Annotated in this window: 21 protein-coding genes and 1 tRNA gene; 7 read left to right on the forward strand and 15 right to left on the reverse strand. The window is 70.7% G+C overall.

Going from position 1 to position 23,658, the window contains the following annotated elements:
- Both E8D37_RS19980 and E8D37_RS18415 read left to right on the forward strand, forming a co-directional pair.
- Positions 1 to 200, forward strand: a 200-nt coding sequence (locus E8D37_RS19980; RefSeq protein WP_168929817.1) for a hypothetical protein, incomplete at its 5' end; no start/stop codon positions are given.
- 63 nt (positions 201 to 263) lie between these two features.
- A complete protein-coding gene (locus tag E8D37_RS18415; RefSeq protein ID WP_136571303.1) occupies positions 264 to 683 on the forward strand; it encodes a nitroreductase/quinone reductase family protein in 420 nt (139 codons plus the stop codon).
- Between the two features lie 673 nt (positions 684 to 1,356).
- Here E8D37_RS18415 and E8D37_RS18420 read toward each other — a convergent pair.
- From E8D37_RS18420 to E8D37_RS18435, 4 genes are all read right to left on the reverse strand, one after another.
- Positions 1,357 to 1,638 (reverse strand): hypothetical protein, encoded by a 282-nt coding sequence (locus tag E8D37_RS18420; RefSeq protein ID WP_240770554.1) that lies wholly within the window; start codon positions 1,636 to 1,638, stop codon positions 1,357 to 1,359.
- On the reverse strand, positions 1,635 to 1,916 hold the full coding sequence (locus tag E8D37_RS18425; RefSeq protein ID WP_136571304.1) for a hypothetical protein: 282 nt from the start codon (positions 1,914 to 1,916) through the stop codon (positions 1,635 to 1,637). The genes E8D37_RS18420 and E8D37_RS18425 overlap by 4 nt, the downstream gene beginning before the upstream one ends.
- An 802-nt stretch (positions 1,917 to 2,718) precedes the next feature.
- Positions 2,719 to 3,702, reverse strand: a complete 984-nt coding sequence (locus tag E8D37_RS18430; RefSeq protein WP_136571305.1) for a hypothetical protein — start codon at positions 3,700 to 3,702, stop codon at positions 2,719 to 2,721.
- Complete coding sequence (locus E8D37_RS18435; protein WP_136571306.1) at positions 3,699 to 4,280, reverse strand: hypothetical protein; 582 nt, start codon at positions 4,278 to 4,280, stop codon at positions 3,699 to 3,701. Before E8D37_RS18435 ends, E8D37_RS18430 begins: the two co-directional genes overlap by 4 nt.
- A gap of 420 nt (positions 4,281 to 4,700) precedes the next feature.
- Here E8D37_RS18435 and mobF point away from each other — a divergent pair, with 420 nt between their 5' ends.
- Positions 4,701 to 9,476, forward strand: a complete 4,776-nt coding sequence (gene mobF / locus E8D37_RS18440; protein WP_136571307.1) for a MobF family relaxase — start codon at positions 4,701 to 4,703, stop codon at positions 9,474 to 9,476.
- A 4-nt stretch (positions 9,477 to 9,480) separates the two neighbouring features.
- Here mobF and E8D37_RS18445 read toward each other — a convergent pair whose 3' ends face one another.
- From E8D37_RS18445 to E8D37_RS18475, 7 genes are all read right to left on the reverse strand, one after another.
- On the reverse strand, positions 9,481 to 10,419 hold the full coding sequence (locus tag E8D37_RS18445; protein ID WP_168929819.1) for a Kiwa anti-phage protein KwaB-like domain-containing protein: 939 nt from the start codon (positions 10,417 to 10,419) through the stop codon (positions 9,481 to 9,483).
- Positions 10,420 to 10,460: 41 nt separating this feature from the next.
- Positions 10,461 to 10,976: a hypothetical protein gene (locus tag E8D37_RS18450; protein ID WP_136571309.1), complete on the reverse strand. Its 516-nt coding sequence runs from the start codon at positions 10,974 to 10,976 to the stop codon at positions 10,461 to 10,463.
- A 169-nt stretch (positions 10,977 to 11,145) separates the two neighbouring features.
- Positions 11,146 to 11,403 (reverse strand): hypothetical protein, encoded by a 258-nt coding sequence (locus E8D37_RS18455; protein WP_136571310.1) that lies wholly within the window; start codon positions 11,401 to 11,403, stop codon positions 11,146 to 11,148.
- A 175-nt stretch (positions 11,404 to 11,578) separates the two neighbouring features.
- Positions 11,579 to 13,153, reverse strand: a complete 1,575-nt coding sequence (locus E8D37_RS18460) for a TraM recognition domain-containing protein (RefSeq protein ID WP_240770555.1) — start codon at positions 13,151 to 13,153, stop codon at positions 11,579 to 11,581.
- The gene (locus E8D37_RS18465) at positions 13,150 to 13,578 is read right to left on the reverse strand and encodes a M23 family metallopeptidase (RefSeq protein WP_168929820.1); all 429 of its coding nucleotides are present in this window, start codon (positions 13,576 to 13,578) and stop codon (positions 13,150 to 13,152) included. The genes E8D37_RS18460 and E8D37_RS18465 overlap by 4 nt, the downstream gene beginning before the upstream one ends.
- Before the next feature lie 241 nt (positions 13,579 to 13,819).
- Positions 13,820 to 13,892, reverse strand: a tRNA-Arg gene (locus E8D37_RS18470).
- A gap of 393 nt (positions 13,893 to 14,285) precedes the next feature.
- A complete protein-coding gene (locus E8D37_RS18475; protein WP_136571312.1) occupies positions 14,286 to 15,458 on the reverse strand; it encodes a saccharopine dehydrogenase NADP-binding domain-containing protein in 1,173 nt (390 codons plus the stop codon).
- Between the two features lie 75 nt (positions 15,459 to 15,533).
- Between E8D37_RS18475 and E8D37_RS18480 the strand changes: the two genes are divergently transcribed.
- Both E8D37_RS18480 and E8D37_RS18485 read left to right on the forward strand, forming a co-directional pair.
- The gene (locus tag E8D37_RS18480) at positions 15,534 to 15,803 is read left to right on the forward strand and encodes a DUF2277 domain-containing protein (protein ID WP_136571313.1); all 270 of its coding nucleotides are present in this window, start codon (positions 15,534 to 15,536) and stop codon (positions 15,801 to 15,803) included.
- On the forward strand, positions 15,800 to 16,726 hold the full coding sequence (locus E8D37_RS18485; protein WP_240770556.1) for a Sir2 family NAD-dependent protein deacetylase: 927 nt from the start codon (positions 15,800 to 15,802) through the stop codon (positions 16,724 to 16,726). Before E8D37_RS18480 ends, E8D37_RS18485 begins: the two co-directional genes overlap by 4 nt.
- Positions 16,727 to 16,752: 26 nt before the next feature.
- Here E8D37_RS18485 and E8D37_RS18490 read toward each other — a convergent pair whose 3' ends face one another.
- Positions 16,753 to 17,211: a hypothetical protein gene (locus E8D37_RS18490; protein WP_136571314.1), complete on the reverse strand. Its 459-nt coding sequence runs from the start codon at positions 17,209 to 17,211 to the stop codon at positions 16,753 to 16,755.
- Between the two features lie 81 nt (positions 17,212 to 17,292).
- Positions 17,293 to 17,982 carry a metal-dependent transcriptional regulator gene (locus tag E8D37_RS18495; RefSeq protein ID WP_136571315.1) on the reverse strand — a complete coding sequence of 230 codons (690 nt, stop codon included), beginning with the start codon at positions 17,980 to 17,982 and terminating at the stop codon, positions 17,293 to 17,295.
- Between the two features lie 202 nt (positions 17,983 to 18,184).
- Between E8D37_RS18495 and E8D37_RS18500 the strand changes: the two genes are divergently transcribed.
- Both E8D37_RS18500 and E8D37_RS18505 read left to right on the forward strand, forming a co-directional pair.
- On the forward strand, positions 18,185 to 19,564 hold the full coding sequence (locus tag E8D37_RS18500) for a deoxyribodipyrimidine photo-lyase (RefSeq protein ID WP_240770557.1): 1,380 nt from the start codon (positions 18,185 to 18,187) through the stop codon (positions 19,562 to 19,564).
- 123 nt (positions 19,565 to 19,687) lie between these two features.
- Positions 19,688 to 21,352 (forward strand): alpha-amylase family glycosyl hydrolase, encoded by a 1,665-nt coding sequence (locus E8D37_RS18505; RefSeq protein ID WP_136571316.1) that lies wholly within the window; start codon positions 19,688 to 19,690, stop codon positions 21,350 to 21,352.
- Positions 21,353 to 21,436: 84 nt separating this feature from the next.
- On the opposite strand, the gene E8D37_RS18510 is transcribed toward E8D37_RS18505, so the two are convergent.
- A complete protein-coding gene (locus E8D37_RS18510) occupies positions 21,437 to 21,904 on the reverse strand; it encodes a MarR family transcriptional regulator (protein ID WP_136571317.1) in 468 nt (155 codons plus the stop codon).
- The gene (locus E8D37_RS18515) at positions 21,904 to 23,538 is read right to left on the reverse strand and encodes an MDR family MFS transporter (protein ID WP_136571318.1); all 1,635 of its coding nucleotides are present in this window, start codon (positions 23,536 to 23,538) and stop codon (positions 21,904 to 21,906) included. Before E8D37_RS18515 ends, E8D37_RS18510 begins: the two co-directional genes overlap by 1 nt.
- Positions 23,539 to 23,658 lie beyond the last annotated feature (120 nt).

Here is a 23,658-nt window from a genome sequence, read left to right on the forward strand (position 1 = left end):
AGTCCGACTCACTCCTGCGTACCGCCAGGCACCTCGAGCGGGGTGTCCACGAGGGCCGTCCGGCCGGCGAGCTGCGTGCACTGGCCCAGACGCTGGCCCGTCAGGCCCTCGAGCTCGGCGACCTGCTCGACGGCGACCTGTCCCTCGTCCTTCCTGACGAGGTCCCCGACACGGTCCCCGAGGAGTGGCTGCGCGGCTGAGCCGGGCCCCGGCCGCGAGAGCTACGGGTTCCAGCCGCGCCGACCGCGCGGCATCATGAGCGCATGTCCGACTTCAACGCCTCGGTCCTCGCCGAGTTCCGCGAGCGCCACGGGACCGTGACGAACGCAGCCCCGTTCGGGAACTCGCTGGTCGTCCTGCACACGACGGGTGCGCGATCCGGCGAACCGCGGGTGAGCCCGGTGATGGGCATCCCGGACGGGGACGGCTGGCTGGTCGCCGCCTCGAAGGCCGGCGCACCCGACAACCCGGCCTGGTACCACAACCTGCTCGCCCACCCCGACCTCACGGTCGAGACCGGCGACGGCTCCGCGATCACGACGACGCAGGTCCACGCCGTCGACCTGACCGGCGCCGAGCGCGACGCCGCCTGGGAGCGGTTCAAGCAGGCCAGCCCCGGCTTCGCCGAGTACGAGAAGCGGACCTCCCGCACCATCCCGGTGCTGCGACTCTCCCCCCGCTGACAGCCGCGGGCGGGTGCGCACGCTGCCGGGCGCTGCGCCACGTGCCCAGCCCCTGCCTGCCCGACGCACCTTGACCCGGGGCCGATCCTCCTCGGGCACGCTGCGCATCCTCCGCGAGTCGCACACGAGCGGCATCGACCTGGCGCTTCAGTTCTTGGCCGTCAGCCCATCCAGCGACCCGCTCTGCCCATAGAAGCCCAGCTGTGCGGCGCGGGTCGCGACGGTGTCTCATCCGTCCTCAGCGGCAGCGATGGCCGCCGCATTGCCGACCGCGAACCGCGACACGGCATCCAGCACCTCGTCGGAGTGCGACTACTCCCGGCACAACCCCGCGCCGACTACCGTCAGCGCGTCACTTCAGAGCTTCCACTGAACCCGGCACGCGACACTGTGCTTGCGTTTCATGTGCGCGGGCATCCGGCGACGGTCAGCGGCAGACCAGTCGAACGCCGGGTCTGGCTCCGGGGTGTCCATGTCTTCAGGGTGCGCCCGTCCTGCGGGCTTTGTCACCGACGCAACCGTGCGGGCCTCGTTCTGCATGACGTGTATGTCGAACAGGACGGGCGGGCCTAGCAGGAGGGGCGCAGGACGGGCGATGGGTTGCGGCAGCGTCGAACAGGAAAGCAGCCAAGCGGCTAGGAAGGAGGACGGGCGCAGCTCTCGGATAGCCAGGTCAGGAGGCTGCGTAGCGTTGCCGGGCGGCTTCTCCGCTGGTGCCGATTGCTTCACCGAGTTGGCGCCAGGACAGGTGTGCCTCGCGGGCGGCGGTGATGGCTTCGGCGAGTTCCTTCTCCGCGGCCGCGCGACGAAACGCCGCAAGCTTGACCGCCATCAGCGGCGGCAGCGGCGCATCGAAGTCGCCCTCGGTGGGCTCATAGGTCTCGAAGGCGTCGGCGAGTTCGTCGGCGTGGGCGATCAGGTCGGCCAGGGATCGTTTGGTCATCTCGGGTGTCACCTCTTCAGATACTTCTCGCGGGCGGGGCTCATGGCGTGGACGATCGCAAGGATGCCGTGCCAGGTCACGACACCGACCTCGATCAGGCTCCCGGCCCGGTCGGGGCCGATGAACATGACCATGTCGTCGTCTTGACCGACGTGGGTGATCGCGAACCGCAGCGCGTGCAGCATGTCTTCCTCGGCGACCCCGTGACGATGCGCCGACTCAACGATGACCGGCTCCTCGATCTCCTCGTGAACATCGTCGGGGTCTTCCTCGGGCTGCTGGTTGCCCACCACTCACCCTCCTTCATAATGACAAGGTTACTTGTGACACGGTTTCTTGCCTAGCCGCTCGATCCGGCGCCGGTCCAGCGCCTTGGAAGAGGACGGGCGCCCGTCTGTCGCAGTGGCGTGGGCGAGGACCTGGTGGGCCTGGTCGACCCGGTGCGCGAGCTCGTGCGCCGACCCGACGCTGGCGGTGAGCCAGTGGCCGGCGATCGCGGCGGCTGCGGCCGGGTCGCCGGCAGGAGTCATCGGGCTGCGCCAGGACCTTCCGCAGAAGGCCGGGTCCAGCGGCCCAGCCGGCCCAACTGACGGTGGCTGACTCCGTTTGTCTGTGCGGAATACGTGCGGACGTTCCGGCCGGAGGCCCGATCCAGCCACCGTCACCGGGGCCGCAGGCGGCACACCCGCGCACCATCTGCCCAGGTCAGAGGGAATCTCTTCGAGTGCCCCAGGTAGGAGTCGAACCTACGACCTTTCGCTTAGGAGGCGGCTGCTCTATCCAGCCCGGGCCGAGTTTCCGCGCCATCGAGTCTCTGCAGGTCAGAGGCCGTAAAGCGATGCTGACCTGCGGGTCCCGTCTCTCACTACCTCGTTCGCGATGTCCGGCTCATGGCCACTGGAGACGACGATGATCGGGGATCTGTGCGGAATGCGTGGGGAAGTTTCGCCAGCGTGTCCACTGAAGCCTCCCGGGATCTTGTCGCCCCCAGCGCGTTCGAGCCGCAAGAGCTCGGCCGGAGGCATCCGACGAGAAGCCGTCTCTTCGTGCAGCAGACCCCTCGCTGATCCCGAAGTCCAAACCCGGGGCGCGTCAGTTCTTGGGGGTCTGTCCATCCAGCGATCCGCTCTGCCCATGGAAGCCCAACTGTGCGGCGCGGGTCACGATGGTGTCCCATCCGTCTTCAGCGGCAGCGATGGCCGCCGCGTTGTCGACCGCGAACCGCGACACGGCATCCAGTACCTCGTCGGAGTGTTCTTCGTAGACAGACGAGCGGCAGGCCCAGTCCACCGACTCCAGGTCGGCTTCCAGGCCGGTGTAGGCGTTCCAAGCGGAGCTGTAGGTGCTCGGCGGGTCAGTGGTCGATGGCGTCTCGCTGCCGGCTGGAGCGTGGCTTCCGAGGTACATCACCCAGGTGTCCGCCGTGAGCTGCTCTCCCTCTGGTGTAGCGATCTGGTCTGCCCCGTCGCGGAAGCACGACGCGTAGGCCTCTGAGTCCCCGTACTTCGCGTCGAGTGCCGTGAGCATGGACCACCACTCGCTCCGCAGCTGAACGGCCTCAGATGGCGTGGACTGCCGAGATGCTGTGTCGTCCGAGGTTGGTGGGGTGTTGTTCACACAACCTCGAACCGCTTCGGTCTCCGCCTCGGACAACTCTTCCGATCGCAGGTCCTCCTCCAGTCTGGAGGCGTCCACGACGTCCATCAGTGCATGGCTGTACGAGCCCCCCTGGGGGTCGGTGAAGAAGACGCTGGTTGCCAACGCGTTCGTTCGCGGGGCCAGGTTCCTGGTCGCCGACCAGTCCCACTGGGGGTAGCCGGCCTCGCTCATGCATTGGTCCATCGCTCCGTTGAGGGCCCACGCCTGGATCACTCCCGAGGCATTTCGTTGCTCGACGGTGCCGTTGAACCGGGAGAACACAGCGTTCGCCTCGGCCTGCAGCTGGTCAGTGTCGGCCGACGAGTCACTGGTGCGGAGGGGGAGCACATTGCTGCCAAGCACGTACGAGATGGAAACCACGACCGCGACCAAGGCTCCAGCCGCCCCGGCCGCAAGGTTCCGTCGGGCCGAGGTCATGAGCATCCTCCCGCGCCGGATGCGGACGTGACCGGTAGCGGGTTGCAGGACTTGACCGAGCCGTTCTGGTACCGCGTGCGCATTCGTGCATATCCCTGGGTCCCGGTGCCAGGTGCGGTGCCCCACAGGGCGCCGCTGCCGGTGTCCGCCAGCCGCTCGGCGCTCAACACCAACAAGTTGCTGTCGTCGATCATGTAGCCCCACCCCTTCTGGATGCCCGTGACTGTCCTCCCTCCCCAGTCGGAGGGCTCCGACCAGTAGCCGTCTCCGTCAGGATCTGTCTCTTCGTTGGTCCCTGGAAGGCACGAGCGGACGACCCGCGAGTCATAGTGCTCATTACCCTGGGTGCCCCAGTCGAGCATGACGTCCATGCATTTGTCAGTGTTCATGTTGTTGTTGGGAGACACCTTGAGCCGCAGACGCTTGTTCGACTTCGACCAGCGGCCGAACTGGCTCCCAGACCCCGCGGAGACAGTGTCCGAACCTTCCTGTGGCGTGTCCGCACCGACCACCCCCGCAGTGGCGAGCGAGATGCCACAAGTGAGTACGACAACAAGGCCAAACCTCAGGGCGTCCACGCCATTCCCCCAATCCGAGCTCAGTAGCTCCAACCGCGGGATTCAGTATTCACGCCAAGTCACCGTCAAAGCCAGTCTGACTAGACCTTGGTTGGACGGTCATGGGTCAGCGCCAAGAACCTGGCTGCGGGCGAGACGGAGGCGGGTTGCAAAGAAGGGGGGGCTGCTGCACGAGCAGGGGACGGCTAGACGCACCGAACAGCCTTCGATCTCTGTTGCGTCTCAACGAGAACTCGTCCCAGGGTTGCGTCGATCGAGCGCCTGCGAAACTGCCTCTGCCGAAATTGGCGAAGTCTGATTGTCTGGTCAGAAAGACGAATCGGCGTTCGGAGTTAAACCCACACACCTAGTGCATCCCCGGGGTGGTGAGTGAGCCGGAGCCAGCATCCCGGGTGGTGATCGGTCGCCTCTGGGGCCGTGATGGGGCTCCACAAGCTGTCGGCCGGCGACGGTTACACCTACCTGACACGCCAGGTCGCGATTCAGGACGCCACGGAGCGGGGCCGGTCGGGGCTGGCCGAGTACTACTCCGACAAAGGCGAGGTCCCCGGCCGTTGGTGGGGGTCGGGGCTGGCCGGGCTGGCAATGGAGGCCGGGGCCGAGGTCACCGAGCAGCAGATGCGTCGCCTCTTCGGTCAGGGAGTGCATCCCAACAGCACCGGCGGCCAGCCCGTAGCCCTGGGCCAGCCCTTCCGGGCGGGGACGATCGGAGGTCCGTTGCCCGCGGCGGTGGCGCGGGCGTGTCAGGCCTGGAACGCCGAGCACGGTCTGCCGTCCGCCTCCCCCGTGTCGGACGAGGTGCGCGCCGACATCAGGACGCGCATCGCCGATGAGCTGTTCCTCGAGCAGCACGGTCGGCGCCCTCGCGACGCTCGTGAGCGGCACGCGTTCCTGGCGCAGGAGTCACGGGTCAGCGGCGCGTCGGTCGCCGGGTTCGACCTCACCTTCACACCGGTGAAGTCGGTCTCCGTCCTCTGGGCTCTTGCCGGGGCGGCGGTGGCCCACGAGATCGAGGTCGCTCACGCCGCCGCTGTCCAGGACGCGCTCCGCTGGGCCGAGCAGCACGTCCTTTTCACCCGCTGCGGCCACGACGGCGTCCGGCAGGTCCCCACACGGGGCATGGTCGCGACCGCGTTCACCCATCGAGACAGCCGCGCCGGCGACCCGAATCTCCACACCCACGTCGCGGTCAGCAACAAGGTCCAGGGACCCGACGGAGCCTGGCGGGCCATCGACGGCCGCGTGCTGTTCAAGGCCAAGGTCACGCTCTCCGAGCACTACAACACCCGCCTCGAGGCCGAGCTCACCCACCGCCTCGGCGTCACCTTCACAGAGAGGACGGACGGGGCGCAGCGTCCCATCCGCGAGGTCGTTGGCGTTGACGACCAGCTGGCCCGCCGGTGGTCGTCGCGCAGTGCCGCCATTGAGGACCGGCGCAGCCAGCTCGCCGTCGCGTTCCAGACCGACCACGGGCGGCCGCCCACCAACATCGAGGCCATCGCGCTCGCGCAGCAGGCCAACCTCGAGACCCGCCAGGCCAAGCACGAACCACGTTCGGAAGCCGAGCAACGGCGCACCTGGGCAGCCGAGGCCGGCGACCAGCTCGGCTCCCCCGCCGCAGTCCAGCGGATGCTGCACCGGGCCCTTCGCAGCCGCCGCACCACGGCTTCACCCGCGACAGAAAGACCCCGTCCGGAGCAGGTCCAGCGGCTGGCGCGGACGGTCGTGCAGACCCTGGAAGCCGGTCGCGCCACCTGGCAAGAGTGGCACGTCCGGGCCGAGGCCCATCGGCAGGCCAGGTACGCCAACACACCGCTCCCCCATGTCGCTCAACTGGTCGACGACGTCGTCGAGATGGCGCTCACGCAGGAGTCCGTGGCGCTCCCCGACATCGACGAGTACGACCCGGCACTTCGGCACACTCCAGACAGCCTGCGTCGGGCCGACGGCACCCCTATGCACCTGCTCCACGGACGCCGCCGCCACACCTCGTCCCGCATGCTCGCGGCTGAGCAGACGATCCTCCGAGCCAGCGAACGCCTCGACGGACGCACGGTCACACCCGCGGCGATTGACGCAGCACTGGACGACATCGGCGGGCGAGGCCACGTACTCAGCCCCGACCAGCAGGCCGTCGTCCGTGCCCTCGCCTCCTCCCCTCGGCAGGTCGAGCTCGTCCTGGCCCCGGCTGGCTCCGGCAAGACCACCACGGTCCGCGCCCTGGTCGAGGCGTGGCAGGCAGAAGGAGGGAGCGTCATCGGCCTGGCGCCCTCCGCCGTCGCGGCGCACGAGCTCCAGGAAGCTCTCGCGACCCCACACGCGGCCACGGCCATCACCTGCGAGACGCTCACCAAGTTCATCCACGCCGCCACCTCCCCACCAGCACCCGGGACCGACGAGGTGGACGGGCCGGACGGTCTGCACGGACCGGACGAGCGGACCCTGCTGCTCATCGACGAGGCAGGGATGGCCGGCACCCTGGAGCTCGCCACCGCCATCGCCCACGTGACGTCCCGTGGCGGCACGGTCCGACTCATCGGGGACGACCGGCAGCTCGCATCCGTCGCCGCCGGCGGGGTGCTTCGCGACCTGCGACACCGGCACGGGGCCCACTCGCTCACGCAGCTGCACCGGTTCGTCGACCCTGTCGAGGGCGCCGCCACCCTCGCCCTCCGAGCAGGCGACCCCTCCGTCACCGGCTTCTACGCCGACCGCGGACGACTCCACGTCGGCGACGCCACCACCGCCGCAGAACAGGCATTCCACGCCTGGACGAACGACATCGCGGCCGGCCTCGACAGCCTTCTCCTGGCGCCGACCCGGGACGAGGTCCGGCACCTGAACCTCCGCGCTCAGGCCCACCACGCCACTGCGCAACCCGGCCCTTCGACAGCCCTGTCCGACGGGGAACGCGCCCGTGTCGGCGACACCGTGCTGACCCGCAAGAACGCACGAGGCCTCGCGCTCAGCCCCACCGACTGGGTACGCAACGGCGACCGCTGGCTCGTGACCGCTATCCACGAGGACGGGGCAGTCACCGTGCGCCGCCGAGACACCCACCGCGACCGCGCCACGACAGCAGGCAGAGCGCTGTCCGTCGTCCTGCCCGCCTCCTACGTCCGCGAGCACACCAGCCTCGGCTATGCCAGCACCGTCCACGCAGCCCAGGGCCTCACGGTCGACACCACCCACGCCGTCCTCTCCGGTAGGGAGACCCGCGAGCTCGTGTACGTCGGGATGACGCGCGGGCGACGAGCCAACCACGCCTACCTCACGGTCAGCCACGACGGTGGCCACGACTCCGAGCTCCTCCCCCAGACGCGCGCGCTCCCCACGCCGGTCGAGCTGTTCACCGCCCTGTTGCAGCGCACCGACGAACCCACATCGGCCACCACCACCCGTACGGCAGCTCACCCGCTGGACGAGGACAACCCCGCCGACCTCGCTCACCTCGTCCGGCAAGCCGCCCTGCGCTACGTCGACGCCCTACACCGAGCCATCGAGTCCCAGTTCACCGACGCGCAGCTGACCGCCCTGGATCAACGTGCGGCCGAGGTCCCCGACCTCACCAGCAGCCCGACCTGGGAGACGCTCCGCGCCGTCATCCTCACGAGCGCCCTTGCGGCACCCGGGACAACGGCTGGACCTGCCGAGGTCCTGGACGCCGCGGTCCGCCAGCACCACCTGATCGGCGTCCACGATCCCGCCGCCGTTCTCCTCACCCGACTCCGGACACAGCCCAGCCCGACCGCCTACCCGTCACTGCCCTGGTTGCCCGGCATTCCACGTGTGCTCGGCAACGACGCCACCTGGGGCCGCTACCTCGACGAACGGGCTTCGTGGCTGACCACGGCATCCACGCATCTGGCCCAGGCAAGCACCAGGTGGACCGACCAGAACGCACCGGCCTGGGCACAACCGCTCGTCGGCAGCAGCCACGACGACGGTGCCGGACTCTTGGCGGACGTCGCGGTCTGGCGCGCCGCCGAGGGAGTAGCCGACACCGAGCCGGATCCCCTCGGAACGCCACTGCCCGGCGTCCCAGGCAGACACCAAAGCAAGCTCCGCGGCCGCATCCACGCAGCCCAGCCGCCGCTCCCGGTCAGCCTGCCCCCGGCCGTCAGCGGCGACCCGTGGGCGCCGACCCTCCTCACTCGGCTCGAGACCTGGTCGGACCAGCAGCACCTGTCACTCGGCGACGTCCAGGCCGCCGTCGATGCCGCGGCCGACGGCCTGCCCACCGAGGCTGCAGCCAGCGCCCTGTGGTGGCGACTCCATAGCCACCCCCTCAGCACCGGCGCCGGCCCGGCGGTCCGCCCCGCTCCGTATGATCCACTCCCCCGGACCCCCGCCGACTGCGAGCCAGCCGAACCAGTCGACCCCGGTCCCGACCCGCGCTGGGCGGTTACCTCCGCGACGAGCCGAGCGCGCATCCTCGAGTTGAACGCCCTGGCGCACGACTTCTACCGCCAGCATTACGCGGGCTCGTGGGCACCTGCCTACCTCGAGTCCCGGTTCGGGACACCACTGCTCGACCACCCGACTATCCGCCCCGGATACGCGCCACCCGGGCCGTGCAGTCTGACGACCCGCCTCCTCGCGGAAGGAGCAACCCTCGAAGAACTCCTCGATGCCGGACTGACCAAGATGCGCCAGGATGACACCACCGCCGACGTCTTCCGCGACCGCGTCGTCCTCCCCATTCACGACACCACAGGCCGCGACATCGTCGGGTTCGTCGGCCGCCGCAACCCCGCGCGAGAGGACGACCGCTACGCGGGGCCGAAGTACCTCAACACCCGCACCACCCCCGCCTACGCCAAGTCCACCTCTCTCTACGGCCTCGGCGAGCACCGGCACTTGCTAGCCCAAGGAGCCATCCCGACCCTGGTCGAGGGTCCGATGGACGCCACCGCGGTCACCCTCGCGTCCAACGGTGACGCGGTCGGAATCGCCCTCCTCGGAACCGCGCTCACTGCTGGCCAAGTCCACAGCCTCCGGCAATCACTCACCGTGGCCGACCGAAATTCGGTCGACGTGTGGCTAGACCCCGACGACGCTGGCCAAGCCGCACAGCGACGCGTCCTCGATGAATTGGGGCAGGCTGGCCTGTACAACAGGGCCCTGCATGAAGCCCTAGACCCGGCCTCCGCACTCGAACAACGGGCAGCGGCGGACCCACATCGGCCACGGTAGACCGTTAACCCGCCTGGGTCTTCGACCCAGCTTCGTACTCACGCTTCGTCAAGGCGGAGCGAAGGAAGTCATCGTCCAGCAACTTCACGATCTGGAAGCGATGAGTGGGCTTGGGATCGAACACCAACTTCCGATTCTTGCCCTTTCCGGAAATCTCGATCTTCACATGCGGATGCTTCTCGATGTACCCGATAAGATTCTCCATGGTCATCGCCTTGGCGTAATCGGGGTCAGCATCCATACTTCTCTTGATCGACGCCATCTTCGCCATCATCTGAGGCTGGCTAGTGCAGGCATTTCGCAGGTCCTCCATACCTTCGATCTCAAGCTTGTCCGTTACCGCCTCAAAGGTTCTCAGGCTTTGCTTCTCCAGTTCCGCCAGGAAACCAAATGCCCGCTCGAACGTCGGCTTCTTTGTGAAGAATGCGAACCCGCCAATTACGACAACATCGAAGACTGGCTTGAGCAGGAGTACGTCCGCCGACTCAAGTTTCCCATAAACACCTCCAACGCGAACCAGCCCTACGATCGATTTCTTCATCTGAAGCAGCGAGTCAGCGATGCGGTAAAAGGTCACGGGAGGCTCGTTTGGGATGTTAAACCGAGCAGCGACCATCGTGAGATTTACAGCGCCTGAGGTCTTTTCGGTGAATGGCAGGAGATCCTGCATTCGCACTACCTGCTCCGTCAGTTCGAGCGTGCCTGCTTCCGCTTCCGAGACATACATCCAGTGCTGTAGTGGAACTAAGGTCGCCGGCCCGTAAGGGAGTAGTCCGGCTTCCTCGAGTCGAACACGAGTCTTCTGCGCGAAGCCCGCGATTTCCCCCGCCAAGTCCGGCGTCAGGTTGACCCGCCAGCCAGTCAGCGAACCGGTCGTGGGGTCAGCCCCGACCGCTGTGAAGTTCAAGCCCACCGCGGCTAGATCTGGCAGCCCCTTCAGCATCTCGATGGCCTCGGCTGCGGTAGACGGGGATTGGGCTGTCGTCACTTTGACTTCTCCATGTATACATTGTCGCCGATACTGATGACACGCAAGTCAGCACTTTGCCGCAAAAACCGCTGGCGGGTCAGGATAATTACCGGAACGCCCTGGCGGGTCGCCTCATGCACGTGAATGCCATAGAGCAACAGGAGTGGGTGCACGTAGTACACCGACGAGCGCAGATACAGCACCGCGACGAGGCCCGCGAACATCGCCAGCCCTACTCTGGAGCCATGATCAGTTCCGTCCGTTGCCGCCGCGAACGGGACAACGTATGTGACCAGGTACGCCATGACGTCGGCGTCCCGATTCCGAGCACCCTCGAAGGTGTCGACCTCGGGCGCAGAGCCACCTCGAAGCGTCGCGATGAGGAGGCCCAGCGCGACGATGCTGAGGACCCCGAGGAGGACGCAGACGCGGCTCGGCCACCCTGCACCGAATGACTGCAAGGCAGCGAACAGGAACAGGAGCGGGGCGTACGAGGAGACTAAGAGGACAACTCGTCCGCCGATTGTCATCGCCTCACCTCCACCATCAGACCATATCGGCAGCCACTGACACCAGCGGCGAAATGGACTCATACAGGTGGAGGTCCAGAGCCATCTGAAGGCTGAAGCGAGAGAATGACCGGGTGTCCAACAACCACAACCGCCCAGCCGTTGGAGCACGTTCGTGTCGGCAATTCGGCTAGCTGTTGCGCCTGTGACCGCCCAGCCGGCACCTCGTCAGCCGCGTAGACCGTCCGACGACCTCGGGGTACCAGAGCGCGATCCAGTCACGGACGGCGACGGGCGTTACTCCGTAGCCGACCTCGTACCGGGCCGCGGCGACGGCGGGGAGCCACTGGCAGAGGTCGGGGTGGTCGGGCCAGCACGGGGGCAGTTCGGCGTCGTCGGCGGTCAGCCACTGGGAGTTGAGCCAGTCGACGACGTCGCCGATGGCCACAGCTCGGCGAGGAGATCGGTTGGGCATGAGCCCGGGTCCCAAGGGCGGGGCAGCATCGCCAGCCGCTGGAGGCCCCATTCGTCCGCCGGCGGGTGGGTGCTGGCGAGGTGCAGCTGCTCGATGGCCTCCCTGACGGCGGGGGGCGGGGGCGGGAACGGGCGGACGTCGTAGGCGCTCACGTCGCGTCCTCGCGTGTGCGGGCGGCGGCATCCACCAGCGTCCGGCCGCGGCGCCCGTCGATCGACCGATGGAGCCGCACCACCGCGGGCGCGCACCGCTCGGCAAGGAGCAGTGCACGTCGCTCAGGTAGGCGCCGGATGGCGGCTGCCTCCATGGTGGGTCGACGGACATCGCCCCAGGACCGGTCAACGGCCGGCGACCAACGGCCCCGTGCGGAGTACCGCGTCTCCTGGTGCCAGCTCTGCCCGATGAGGTCGGAGACGTCCTGGTAGAACCGGGCGTCTTTGCCGCCTCCGAACAAGACCAGGTTGTTGGCGAGGCCGAGCAGTGTGCGGGCTCCGTGCTCGCCCAGGGTCGCGGTGAGTTGGCGCCACGTCTGCGCGGCGACGATGAAGCAGACGCCGAGGGCACGCTCGTTGGCCATGCGGGTCAGCAGGGTCGGGATCGGCGCGGTCGAGGGCAGCTCGTCCAGGCAGGCCAGGAACGGTGGGCAGAGCCGTCCGTCCTTGCTGGTCTCACCGAGCCGCTTGGCGACATCGAGCACGTGCTCGGCGACCGCGGTCATCAGCGGGGCGGCCGAGGAGTACGGGTCCTCGCGGCCCAGCAGGTAGATGGTGCCGCCCTCGCGCACCACCTCGCCGATGTCGGTGGCGGGGCGAACGACGCTGGGGACGCAGCGACGGCGAACGTCCCCCTGAAAGAACAAGGACATCGCCTGCTGCACGGTGGTGATGGTGTTGGACGCGGTGCGTTCGTCGCCCCGCAGAGCGCCCTGGAGCAGTCCGTCCCAGAAGGGTTCGGCGTCCGGGGAGCTGGCGAGGATGCGTTCGGGCTCCCAGGTTCGTAGGGGGTCGGCGACCCACGTCAGGACGTCCTCAAGCGTCAGCCTCTCAAGCGCGGCAGCGTGGAAGTAGGCCTGCAGCACCTTGGCGCACTCCCCTGCGTAGAACCGCGACGCGTCGTCACCGCCGCGACTGCGACCACCGGCGGCGCCCGAGGAGAAGGCCTTGGCGCGGCGCTCTGCGACGAGCGCGTCCACGCAACCGTCGACCGGGTCCCACACGAGTGGGGTGAGCCCTGGGACCAGCCCGAACGGGTCGAGCACCACGGTGGGCCCGGCCGCCCGCCGGGCCGCCCACGTGAGGTGAAGGTCCTGCGGCTTGGTCAGCGTCACGAGGGCGGCGCCCGGGGCCTCGAGGAGGGCTGGCGTGAGGAGGTCCAGCGTCTTGCCGGAGCCCTGGGGGCCGATGACCAGGGTGGTGCGGTCGTAGGGAATCCAGAGGTCTTTCCCCCGTAGCGGGCCGACCGATCCGACCCGCCATCCGGTGCTCTCGGGTCGCCAGTCTCGCCGCCGTTGGTCCGGTCGGATTTCCGCGGCGCGACGCCGCAGGCGTCCTCTTCCCATCTGCGCGGCGAGCTCCCCGGGGCGGGCCATCCCCGGCGGCCCGGGTCGCAGGGCAAGCAGCAGAAGACCGACGATGGTGAGGACGCCCACGGCCAGCGGTACCCACCACCACCCGAGGGTCGTGAGCAGGCGCTCCGGGTCAGGCAACGACGATCCCCCGCTCATGAACGGGCCTCCGTGGAGAGACCCGAGAGGTGCGAGGAGAGCCAGGCCGAGGGGTCGACGTTGTCGGCCTCGTAGATGCCGCCGTCGCGCAGGTGCACCTCGAAGTGCAGGTGGCAGCCGGTGGCGTTGCCGAGGTCGCCGACTTCACCGATCTTGTGGCCTGCGAGGACCTGCTCGCCGTCGCTGACCTCGATGGTCTGCATGTGCGCGTACCAAGTCGTGAGGCCGCCGGGGCGTGTGTGGACCTCGACGAGGGATGCCCCGAACCAGTCCGGGCCGGGGACCACCTCGACGAGGCCGTCGGTCGAGGCGAAGACCGGAGTCCCACACGGGAGCGAGAAGTCGGTCCCGGTGTGCCAGGAGTCCCAGTGCTCCCCGCTGCCGCCCCAGTTGCGCAGGTCGGTCCACGCCAAGTTCGACGCCACCGGATAGCGGACCTCACCGAACCCCGCTGACTCGAGCCCGCACTCCCCCGCCTTCGGCCAGGACCGCTCGACCAGCGCCTCGGCAGTTGACTCCCAACGCCACTTTGACCGACTGTGACGGGAAGTTCGCGGGGAATACGTGGGGAAGTTTGGGCGTGAGGCCCGATCGAGCCACCGTCGCCGCAGTCGGAGGCGGCCCATCCCCGCACCATCTGCGCAGGTCAGAGGGCAATTGTGCGAGTGCCCCAGGTAGGAGTCGAACCTACGACCTTTCGCTTAGGAGGCGGCTGCTCTATCCACTGAGCTACTGGGGCGCGACCCCGCAGGGTCGGAGCCATCTTGTCAGCCCGTGGTCGGACGTCCGAACCGAGGCCCACCGCCGACCACCAAGGCCCCCCGGCCGCACTCGGCCGAGCCCGCCGACGTGGCGGGTGATGGCCCGGAACGCACTCGTGCCGCGTCCGGCGGGTCCGAGTAGGACCTGCCGGACGCGGCACGGACGTGGCGACGTCGTTGGCGCCGTGCGTCGCTCGTCCCCCTCCACCTCCCGAGAGGCGCTGCGTGAGGCCTCGGCGCTGCGTGAGTGCCGTGTGGAACGCGGTGGCCGGAGCGGCGACACCTCTCTGATTCCCCGCGTCCTCGCAGGTGAATCCACCTGCGGACCAGAAAGGTCCGTGAGCGTTCACACACCCGGGGGCATCTTGCGCTCAGCCCCCGAGCACCTCGAAGGACATCCCGGCCGCCTGCAGCCGTGCCAGCAGCGGCTCCCCCATCGCCTGCGCGGTGGTGAGGCAGCCGCCGGGGGCGTCGATGCCGTCGAGGGCCAGGCAGAGCGCGGACTCCGCGAGCATCCTGGACGTCTCGGTGTAGCCGGGGTCCCCACCGCTCACCCGCGTGTGCTGGACGGTGCCCGCCGTCTCGGCCACGACGTCCACCGTGAACCAGGAGCGCTCCCGCCGCGCGGGCGAGGGGCCCGAGCCCGCGGGCACCCGCCGCAGCAGCGCCTCCCGCAGCGGCGGCACCTGGGCGGCCACCGCGATCGCGCCGGCACCGACGGAGCCGCCGACCGCGTAGCGCAGGGTCCGGGTGCCGGCGTAGTGGCCGTAGGTGAAGTCCGGGCCGTAGACGTCGAGCGCCCGCGCGCTGCGCGCCACCACCTGCGGGTCGATGGTCGGCAGCGGCACGAGCCAGTACCCCAGCAGCGGGTCGCGGTGCGGCCTGCCCGCGGTGGCACGGGCGCGCCGCCCGCCGTCCTGCGTGCGCTTCTCGGCCGTGCGACGGCGCTGCGCCGCGTCCTTCATGGCCCTGCCCCGGGAGAAGGCGCCCATCGCGGAGTGGAACGTGCCGCCCGAGAACTGCGCCGAGGCCCGCACCACCCCGCGCACCGTCACCGGCTCGGTGGGGCGCAGCTGGAGCATGGCGTGCAGGACGCCGAGGTCGTGCGGCACGGAGTCGAACCCGCAGGCGTGCACGATGCGCGCGCCCGTGCGGGCGGCGGTGGCGTGGTGGCGCAGGTACATGAGGTCGACGAACTCGGGCTCGCCGGTGAGGTCGACGTAGTCGGTGCCCGTCTCCGCGCACGCCGCCACGAGCGGCTCGCCGTGGGCCAGGTACGGCCCGACCGTCGTGATCACCACCTTCGCGCGGCTCACGAGCGCGGCCAGGGCCTGCGGGTCCTCGAGGTCGAGGGGGTGCAGCGGGAGCTCCGCGAGGTCGGGGCGGACGCCGGCCAGCCGGCCGCGCACGGCCGCCAGCCGCCCCTGGTCCCGGCCCGCCAGCGCCCAGCGCAGGCCGTCGGGGGCGTGCGCCGCGAGGTAGTCGGCGGTGAGGCCCCCGGTGAAGCCGGTGGACCCGATGAGCAGGACGTCGTAGTCGCGCATGGCCCGCACTCTGCCGGACCGGCGGCCGCTGCGACATGCCCCGGGCGTAGTGATCGGGCGCCGTAGGCTGGCCGCATGTGCCGCAACATCCGCCAGCTCCACAACTTCGAGCCCCCGGCGACCACCTCCGAGGTGGAGGCCGCGGCGCTCCAGTACGTCCGCAAGGTCTCGGGCAGCGCCAAGCCCTCCCAGGCCAACCAGGAGGCGTTCGACCGCGCGGTGGCCGAGGTCGCGCACGCGACCCAGCACCTGCTGGACGCCCTGGTCACGTCCGCGCCGCCGAAGGACCGCGAGGTCGAGGCCGCCAAGGCGCGGGCCCGGGCCCAGGTCCGGTACGGCCGTTGACCGAACCGGCCTTCCGGGTGCCGTCGGTGTCGGCCTCCCTGGTGGCGGTCCCGACCCGCGCGGCGGCCCCCGACGGGTGGGAGCCCGACCCGTCCTGGGGCACGGACGAGCAGGTCGACCGCGCCGTCGCGCTCCTGGCGTCCCGCCCGCTGGTGGTGCTCACGGGGGCCGGCCTGTCCACCGACTCCGGCATCCCCGACTACCGCGGCCCGGGCGCCCGCCCCCGGCTGCCGATGACCTACGCCGAGTTCGTCTCCGGGCCGACGGCCCGCCGCCGCTACTGGGCCCGCAGCCACGTGGGCTGGGGCCGGATGCGGCAGGCCGAGCCCAACGCCGGCCACCGCGCCGTCGCGCGGCTGGGGGCCGAGCTCGTCATCACCCAGAACGTCGACGGGCTGCACGAGCGGGCCGGCACCTCCCCGCTCGTGCCCCTCCACGGCCGGATCAGCGAGGTCGTCTGCCTGTCCTGCGGCACGCTGTCGGACCGCGCCGACCTGCACCGCACCCTCGAGCAGCTCAACCCCGGCTTCGCCGAGCAGCACGCGGACGCCCTGGTCAACCCGGACGGCGACGTCGAGCTCGACGACACCGACGGCTTCGTCGTGCCCGACTGCCCCGTGTGCGGCGGGGTGCTCAAGCCGCACGTCGTGTTCTTCGGCGAGAACGTCGCACCGGACGTCGTCGAGCGGTGCTTCGCGGCCGTCGACGCGCTCGCGGCCGAGCCCGGGCGGAGCGCGCTGCTGGTGGCCGGCTCCAGCCTGGCGGTGATGAGCGGCCTGCGGTTCGTGCGCCGGGCGGCCCGCGCCGGGGTCTCGGTGGTCGTGGTGAACCGCGGCTGGACCCGAGGCGACGACCTCGCGGACGTCCGCGTCCAGGCCGGGGTCGCCGACGTGCTCACCGCCGTCGCGGACGCACGGGCCTGACGCGTCCCACCTCGGGCGGGCCGGGCTCAGCCGTCGCGGTCCTGCCAGCGCCGCCGCAGCTCGCCGAGGAGGTCCACGACGGACTGCTCGTCCTCGGGGCCGGGAGCGGCGTCCTCGTCGACCGCGGGCGGGACGTGCAGCATCCGGTCGCGCACCTGCTCGGGCGGGATCCGGGAGCCCAGGCGCAGGCCGTAGAGGGTGTCCTCGCGCTCGAAGTCCAGGTCGACGACCACCGCGGTGTGGTATTCCCCGTCGACGCCGACGAGCAGGACCTCCTCGCCGTGGTCGAGGCCGCGCACGAGGGCGGTCTCGGAGTGGCGCAGCACGAAGTCGGGCTCGCCGACGGTGCCGTCCCCGTCGCCCCCGGCCTCGTCAGCCAGGCCGCGGACCGGCACCGTGAGCGCGATCAGCTCCACGACGCCACTCCCCTCGCGGGCCACGCCCGCGTCCTGCGGCCACTCCCCCCGCGGCCGCGATGCGGACACGGTAGGTCCTCGCCCGGCCCGCGGCCAAGGGCGTGGGTCACGCAGCCGAATCCGGCGGACGGCCGTCCACCGGAGGACGCCTCAGGCGCGCGAGACGAAGATGTGCTGGGCCGACTCGTCGGTGATCTCGGCCGACTCCCCGCCCGACGCGAGCAGGTAGCCGGCGTCGGTGAAGGAGGCGGAGACGGTCTTGTCCGGGCGGGCGCCGACGCGCCGCAGGGCGCTCATCAGGGCCTCGTCCTTCTGCATCTCCTCGGAGATGCGACGCACGAGCACCACGACCTCCGAGCCGCTGCCCACCGCCGAGGCGAGGGGCTCGACGCCGTCGCGGAAGTCCTCACCGGTGGGTCCGCTGCCCAGCTCGTCGAGGCCCGGGATCGGGTTGCCGTAGGGCGACTCGGTGGGGTTCTCGAGCAGCTCCAGCAGGCGACGCTCCACGGTCTCGGACATGACGTGCTCCCACCGGCACGCCTCCTCGTGGACCATCTCCCAGTCGAGGCCGATGACGTCGACGAGCAGCCGCTCCGCGAGCCGGTGCTTGCGCATGACGCGGGTGGCCAGGACGCGGCCCTCCTCGGTCAGCTCGAGGTGGCGGTCGCCCTCGACCGTCAGCAGCCCGTCGCGCTCCATGCGCGCGACGGTCTGCGAGACCGTCGGGCCGCTCTGGTGCAGGCGCTCGGCGATGCGGGCGCGCAGCGGGACGATCCCTTCCTCGACCAGCTCGTAGATGGTCCGCAGATACATCTCGGTGGTGTCGATCAGGTCGCTCACGCAGCCATCCTCCCCCATAGCGGCCACAGTCGCCCGACCCGTACCCACGAGTCGGACGTCACGTCCTCGGCCGGGCCGTGGCCGGTCCGGTGCGCGGACGTGCTCCGGGCAGGGTGCCCGGGGACCGCGGAAGGTTACCCGAGGGCGAGCGGCAGCAGCATCGGGTGAGCAACGGACGCGCCCGACCTGCGAGCCTCGGGGCGTGACCTCGGTGATGTGGTTCCGCCGCGACCTGCGGCTCGCTGACAACCCGGCGCTGCTCGCGGCGGCCGAGGACGGCCCGGTGCTGCCGCTGTTCGTCCTCGACGACCGGCTGTGGGGCCCCGCGGGCCCGAGCCGGCGCGCCTACCTGGCCGCCAGCCTGCGCTCGCTCGACGCCTCGCTGCGACAGCGGCACACCGGGCTGGCCGTCGTCCACGGGGACCCGGCGGAGCAGGTCGTGGCCGCGGCCCGCGCCGCCGGCGCGAGCACCGTGCACGTGGCCGCCGACTACGGCCCCTACGGCAGCGCCCGCGACGAGGCGGTCGAGAAGGCGCTGGCGGACGCCGGGGTCGAGCTCGTCCGCACGGGGTCGCCGTACGCCGTGGCGCCGGGCCGCGTGAACAACGGCTCCGGCGAGCAGTACAAGGTCTTCACCCCGTTCTCCCGCGCCTGGGCCGACCACGGGTGGCGCGGCCCGGTCGACGCCCCCAGGGGCGGCTCGTGGCTCGGGCTCGAGGACCTGAGGGGCAAGGACGGCGCGGGCCCGCTGCACCCCGTGGACGTGCCCGACGTCGAGCTGCCCGAGGGCCTGTCCCTGCCCGAGGCCGGCGAGGCCGCCGCCCACCGCCGCTGGGAGGGCTTCCTCGACGACCTGGACGCCTACGACGAGCAGCGCAACGACCCGGGCCTCGACGCCACCAGCCGCATGTCCGTGCACCTGAAGTGGGGCGAGATCCACCCCCGGACGATGCTCGCCGAGCTCGGGCGGCGCCGCAGCGACGGCGCCCGGACCTACCGGACCGAGCTCGCCTGGCGCGAGTTCTACGCCGACGTCCTGCACCGGCGCCCGGAGACCGCGCACGACTACCTGCGCCCCGAGTTCGCCCGGATGGCCTACGACACCCCCGGCGACCAGCTCACCGCCTGGCAGGAGGGACGCACCGGCTTCCCGATCGTGGACGCCGGGATGCGCCAGCTGCGCGCGACCGGCTGGATGCACAACCGGGTGCGGATGATCGTGGCCAGCTTCCTGGTCAAGGACCTGCACCTGGAGTGGCAGCACGGCGCCCGCCACTTCATGCACTGGCTCGTGGACGGCGACCTGGCCTCCAACCAGCACGGCTGGCAGTGGACCGCCGGCTGCGGCACCGACGCCTCCCCCTACTTCCGCGTGTTCAACCCCACCGGCCAGGGCAAGAAGTTCGACCCGCAGGGCGTCTACGTGCGCCGGTGGGTCGAGGAGCTCTCCGACCCGCAGCAGGTCCCCGACCCGCACGAGCCCGACGCCGAGACCCGCGACCTCGTCGGGTACCCCCCGCCCCTCGTCGACCACAAGGAGGAGCGGCAGGAGTCGCTCGACCGCTGGCAGGCCATCCGCTGACCCCCGCCGGCGCGGTTCGGCTGCGCCGGCGGCCACGCCGCACCACGCGAACGGGCCAGACCGGCGCAAGCGCTTCCGCAGAACCGGTTTACCGGTAAGCCTGTGTGTGAGAACCTTGCTGCCATGGCTGGCAACGACGCGACCAACCCCCCGACCCCCGACAGCACCGGCACCGAGTGGTGGCGGCACGCGGTCATCTACCAGGTCTACCCCCGCTCCTGGGCCGACGCGAACGGTGACGGCGTGGGCGACCTGCCCGGCATCACCGCGCACCTGGAGCACCTGCGCGACCTGGGCGTCGACGCGCTGTGGATCTCCCCGTTCTACCGCTCGCCGCAGAACGACCACGGGTACGACGTCTCGGACTACCAGGACATCGACCCGCTGTTCGGCACCCTCGAGGACGCCGACGCGCTCGTCGCGCGCGCCCACGAGCTGGGCCTGCGGCTGATCGTGGACCTCGTCCCCAACCACTCCTCCGACCAGCACGCCTGGTTCCAGGCGGCGCTGGCCTCGAAGCCCGGCAGCCCCGAGCGCGCCCGCTACCTCTTCCGCGACGGCAAGGGCCCCGACGGGCTGGAGCCCCCGAACAACTGGCAGTCCGTCTTCGGCGGCTCCGCGTGGGACCGCGTGGCCGAGCACCCCGACGGCGACCCGGACGACCCGCAGTGGTTCCTCCACCTCTTCGACTCCTCGCAGCCCGACTTCGACTGGCGCAACCCCGAGGTCGGCGACATGTTCGAGGGCGTCCTGCGGTTCTGGCTGGACCGCGGCGTCGACGGCTTCCGGGTGGACGTGGCGCACGGCCTCTTCAAGGAGGAGTCGCTGCGCGACCAGGTCCGCGTCGAGGGCCAGAAGGGCGGGGCGTCCACGGGCGAGGACCCGCACTCGATGGTCGAGCGCGCCGAGCTGGACGAGCCGATGTGGGACCAGCCGGAGGTGCACGAGGTGTACCGCCGCTGGCACCAGGTCCTCGCCGAGTACCCCGGCGACCGGATGATGGTCGCCGAGGCGTGGACCTCGTCGGCGGAGTCGATGGCCCGCTTCGTGCGGCCCGACGAGTACCAGCAGACCTTCAACTTCGCCTGGCTCCTGGCCTCCTGGTCGGCGTCGGACTTCGCGGACGTCGTGCAGCACACCTTCGACGCCCTCGAGCCCGTCGGGGCCACCCCGACCTGGGTGCTCTCCAACCACGACGTCATCCGCCACGTCACCCGCTACGGCGGCGGGACGCTGGGCCTGGCCCGCGCCCGGGCCGCGACCATGACGATGCTGGCCCTGCCCGGCTCGGCCTACCTGTACCAGGGCGAGGAGCTCGGCCTGGAGCAGGTCGACGTCGCCCCCGAGCACCGCACCGACCCCAACTGGCTGCGGACCAAGGACACCGACGAGCCCGAGATCGGCCGGGACGGCTGCCGCGTGCCGATGCCGTGGTCCGGCACGTCCGCGCCGTACGGGTTCGGCCCGGGCGAGGGCCAGCCGTGGCTGCCGCAGCCCAGCGGCTGGGGCAGCCTCACCGTGGCCGCCCAGGAGACCGACCCCGAGTCGACGCTGGCGTTCTACCGCTCGGTGCTGACCGCCCGCCGCGGGCTGGCCGGCCTCACCGACTCGGTCAAGGTCACCCCGGTCACCGGCGACGTCCTCACCTTCACGCGCGGTGACCTCACCGTCGTCCTCAACTGCGGCAGCGAGCCCGTCGAGCTGCCCGCGGGCGAGGTCGTCCTCGCCAGCGGCCCGGTGGACGGCCCGCACCTGCCCGCCGACACGGCGGTCTGGCTGCGCGGCTGACGCACCGGCCCACACGACCCGGCCCCACGCGACGACGAGGCCCCTGCCCGATGGGCAGGGGCCTCGCGTCGTCGAGGAGCCGGGTCAGCCGGCGGGTTCCGGCTCGCGCGCGCCGGTGAGGGCCTCGTTGTAGCGACCCAGCTGGAGGGCGAGCCCCTCCACCTCGTCGTCGGTCCAGTCGGCGAGGCGGTCGGAGACCCACTCACGGCGGACCTCCTTCATCGGCTCCAGCCGCTCGCGCGCCATCGCGGTCACGCAGAGCAGGGAGGCCCGGCCGTCGTCGGGGTCGGGCTGCTTCTCCACCAGGCCCAGGTCGACGAGGTGGGTGACCTGGCGGCTGATCGCGCCCTTGTCGATCCCGAACACCTCGGCGATCACGGACGCCCGGACCGGCCCCTGCTCCTGCAGGTAGCTCAGCATCAGGTAGGACGCGGGCTGGAGCTGCGGGTGCACCGCGCCCGCCCGCGCGTTGATGACCTTGCGGACGCGGCGGATCAGCACCCCGACCTCTTGCTCGAGCTTCATCAGTGTCTCTGCGCGCGGTGTCGTCATCAGACCTCGAGCGTAGCGGCCTCCGTCGCGCGCGTGGCCGAGTGACGCAGATCCCCCGCCCCCGATCCCGTGGGGGCCGCCGGAGCGGCAGGGACGGCAGGGACGGCCTCGGCGGTCCGGGCGCCCGCCGGGGAGGACGCGGACCCGGCGCCCACCGTCGTGCGCAGCGGCACCTCCCGCATGAGCAGCACGGCCACGAGGGCGACCGCGGCCAGCGGGGCAGCCACGAGGAAGAGCAGGGAGAAGCCGTCGCCGTAGGCGTGCTCCACGACCGCAAGGACGGGCGCGGGCAGCGAGTGGGTCGAGGCGGTGCCCGAGACGTCCGAGGCGTCGATCCCGAGCGCGGCCAGGCCGGAGACGATGTCGGAGGTGACGCGGTGCGCGAGCAGCGCGCCGAGCGCGGAGACGCCGATCGAGCCGCCGAGCGTGCGGAAGAACGCCGCCACCGAGGAGGCGACGCCGATCCGGTGCAGCGGGACGGCGTTCTGGACCACGAGGACCAGGTTCTGCATCGTGGCGCCCAGGCCGACGCCCAGGACGGCCATGAAGAGCCCGATGACGACCAACGAGGTGGTCTCGTCGATGGTGGCGAGCAGGCCGAGGCCGACGACCACGAGGACCATGCCGCCCACGAGCCAGCGCTTCCAGAGGCCGGTGGCGGTGATGACCCGGCCCGAGGTGATGCTCGAGACGAGCAGCCCGCCGACCATGCAGATGCTCATGAGGCCGGCCTCGGTCGGGGTCATGCCTCGGGCGGTCTGGAAGTACTGCGAGAGGTAGACGGTGGCGCCGAACATGGCCACGCCGACCATGGCGGAGGCGATGACGGCGAGCACGATGACGCGGTCGCGGAACAGGTCGAGCGGGAGCACCGGGTCGCGCGCGACCTTGGCCTCCACGAGCACGGCGAGGGCCAGGACGACGACGGCGCCGCCGACCATGAGGGCGGTCGTGCCCGACACCCAGTCGAACTGGTCGCCGGCGAGGCTCACCCAGATGAGCAGCAGGCTGACGCCGCCCACCAGGAGCAGCGAGCCCAGGACGTCCACGTGGACCTCGCGGCGCGGCGCGGTCGGCAGGTGCAGCGTCCGCTGGAGGACGACCAGCGCGGCCACCGCGAAGGGCAGGCTCAACCAGAAGACACCGCGCCAGCCGAGCACCGAGTCCACGACGAGGCCGCCGACGAGCGGCCCGGAGACCGTGGCCACGGCGAAGACCGCGCCGAGGTAGCCGGAGTAGCGGCCGCGCTCGCGCGGGCTGACGATCGTGCCGATCACCACCTGGACCAGCGCGAGGATGCCGCCGGCGCCGACGCCCTGGAGGGCGCGGGCGGCGATGAGCACGCTCATGGACGGCGCGAACGAGGCCAGCAGCGAGGCCAGCACGTAGATGCTCAGGCCCAGCTGGACCAGCAGCTTCTTGCTCACGAGGTCGGCCGTCTTCCCCCACAGCGGGGTGCTCACCGTGGTGGTGAGCAGCGTGGCCACGACGACCCAGGTGTAGCCGGTCTGCGAGCCGTCCAGGTCCGCCACGATCGTGGGGAGCGCGTTCGTGACGACGGTGCTGGAGAGCATGGCGACGAACATCGCCAGCAGCAGGCCGGACATGGCCGTGAGCACCTCGCGGTGCGTCATCGGCGTCGCCTCGGCCGCGACGGGGGCGGCGGCCGGAGCTGCGACAGGGTGGTCGGAGGAGTGCGGCACGGGACCTCGGTTTCGCGAGCGGGAATGACTGTTGCCTCCGACAACCATATG

Source organism: Nocardioides sp. GY 10127 (assembly GCF_004919085.1).
Lineage (GTDB): Bacteria > Actinomycetota > Actinomycetes > Propionibacteriales > Nocardioidaceae > Nocardioides.

Coding starts and splice junctions, on each gene's coding strand:
- E8D37_RS18415 (WP_136571303.1), top strand. CDS start 264: ATGTCCGACTTCAACGCCTCGGTCCTCGCCGAGTTCCGCGAGCGCCAC.
- E8D37_RS18430 (WP_136571305.1), bottom strand. CDS start 3,702: ATGACCTCGGCCCGACGGAACCTTGCGGCCGGGGCGGCTGGAGCCTTG.
- mobF (WP_136571307.1), top strand. CDS start 4,701: ATGGGGCTCCACAAGCTGTCGGCCGGCGACGGTTACACCTACCTGACA.
- E8D37_RS18445 (WP_168929819.1), bottom strand. CDS start 10,419: ATGCTGAAGGGGCTGCCAGATCTAGCCGCGGTGGGCTTGAACTTCACA.
- E8D37_RS18450 (WP_136571309.1), bottom strand. CDS start 10,976: ATGACAATCGGCGGACGAGTTGTCCTCTTAGTCTCCTCGTACGCCCCG.
- E8D37_RS18460 (WP_240770555.1), bottom strand. CDS start 13,153: ATGAGCGGGGGATCGTCGTTGCCTGACCCGGAGCGCCTGCTCACGACC.
- E8D37_RS18475 (WP_136571312.1), bottom strand. CDS start 15,458: ATGCGCGACTACGACGTCCTGCTCATCGGGTCCACCGGCTTCACCGGG.
- E8D37_RS18480 (WP_136571313.1), top strand. CDS start 15,534: ATGTGCCGCAACATCCGCCAGCTCCACAACTTCGAGCCCCCGGCGACC.
- E8D37_RS18505 (WP_136571316.1), top strand. CDS start 19,688: ATGGCTGGCAACGACGCGACCAACCCCCCGACCCCCGACAGCACCGGC.
- E8D37_RS18510 (WP_136571317.1), bottom strand. CDS start 21,904: ATGACGACACCGCGCGCAGAGACACTGATGAAGCTCGAGCAAGAGGTC.
- E8D37_RS18515 (WP_136571318.1), bottom strand. CDS start 23,538: ATGACGCACCGCGAGGTGCTCACGGCCATGTCCGGCCTGCTGCTGGCG.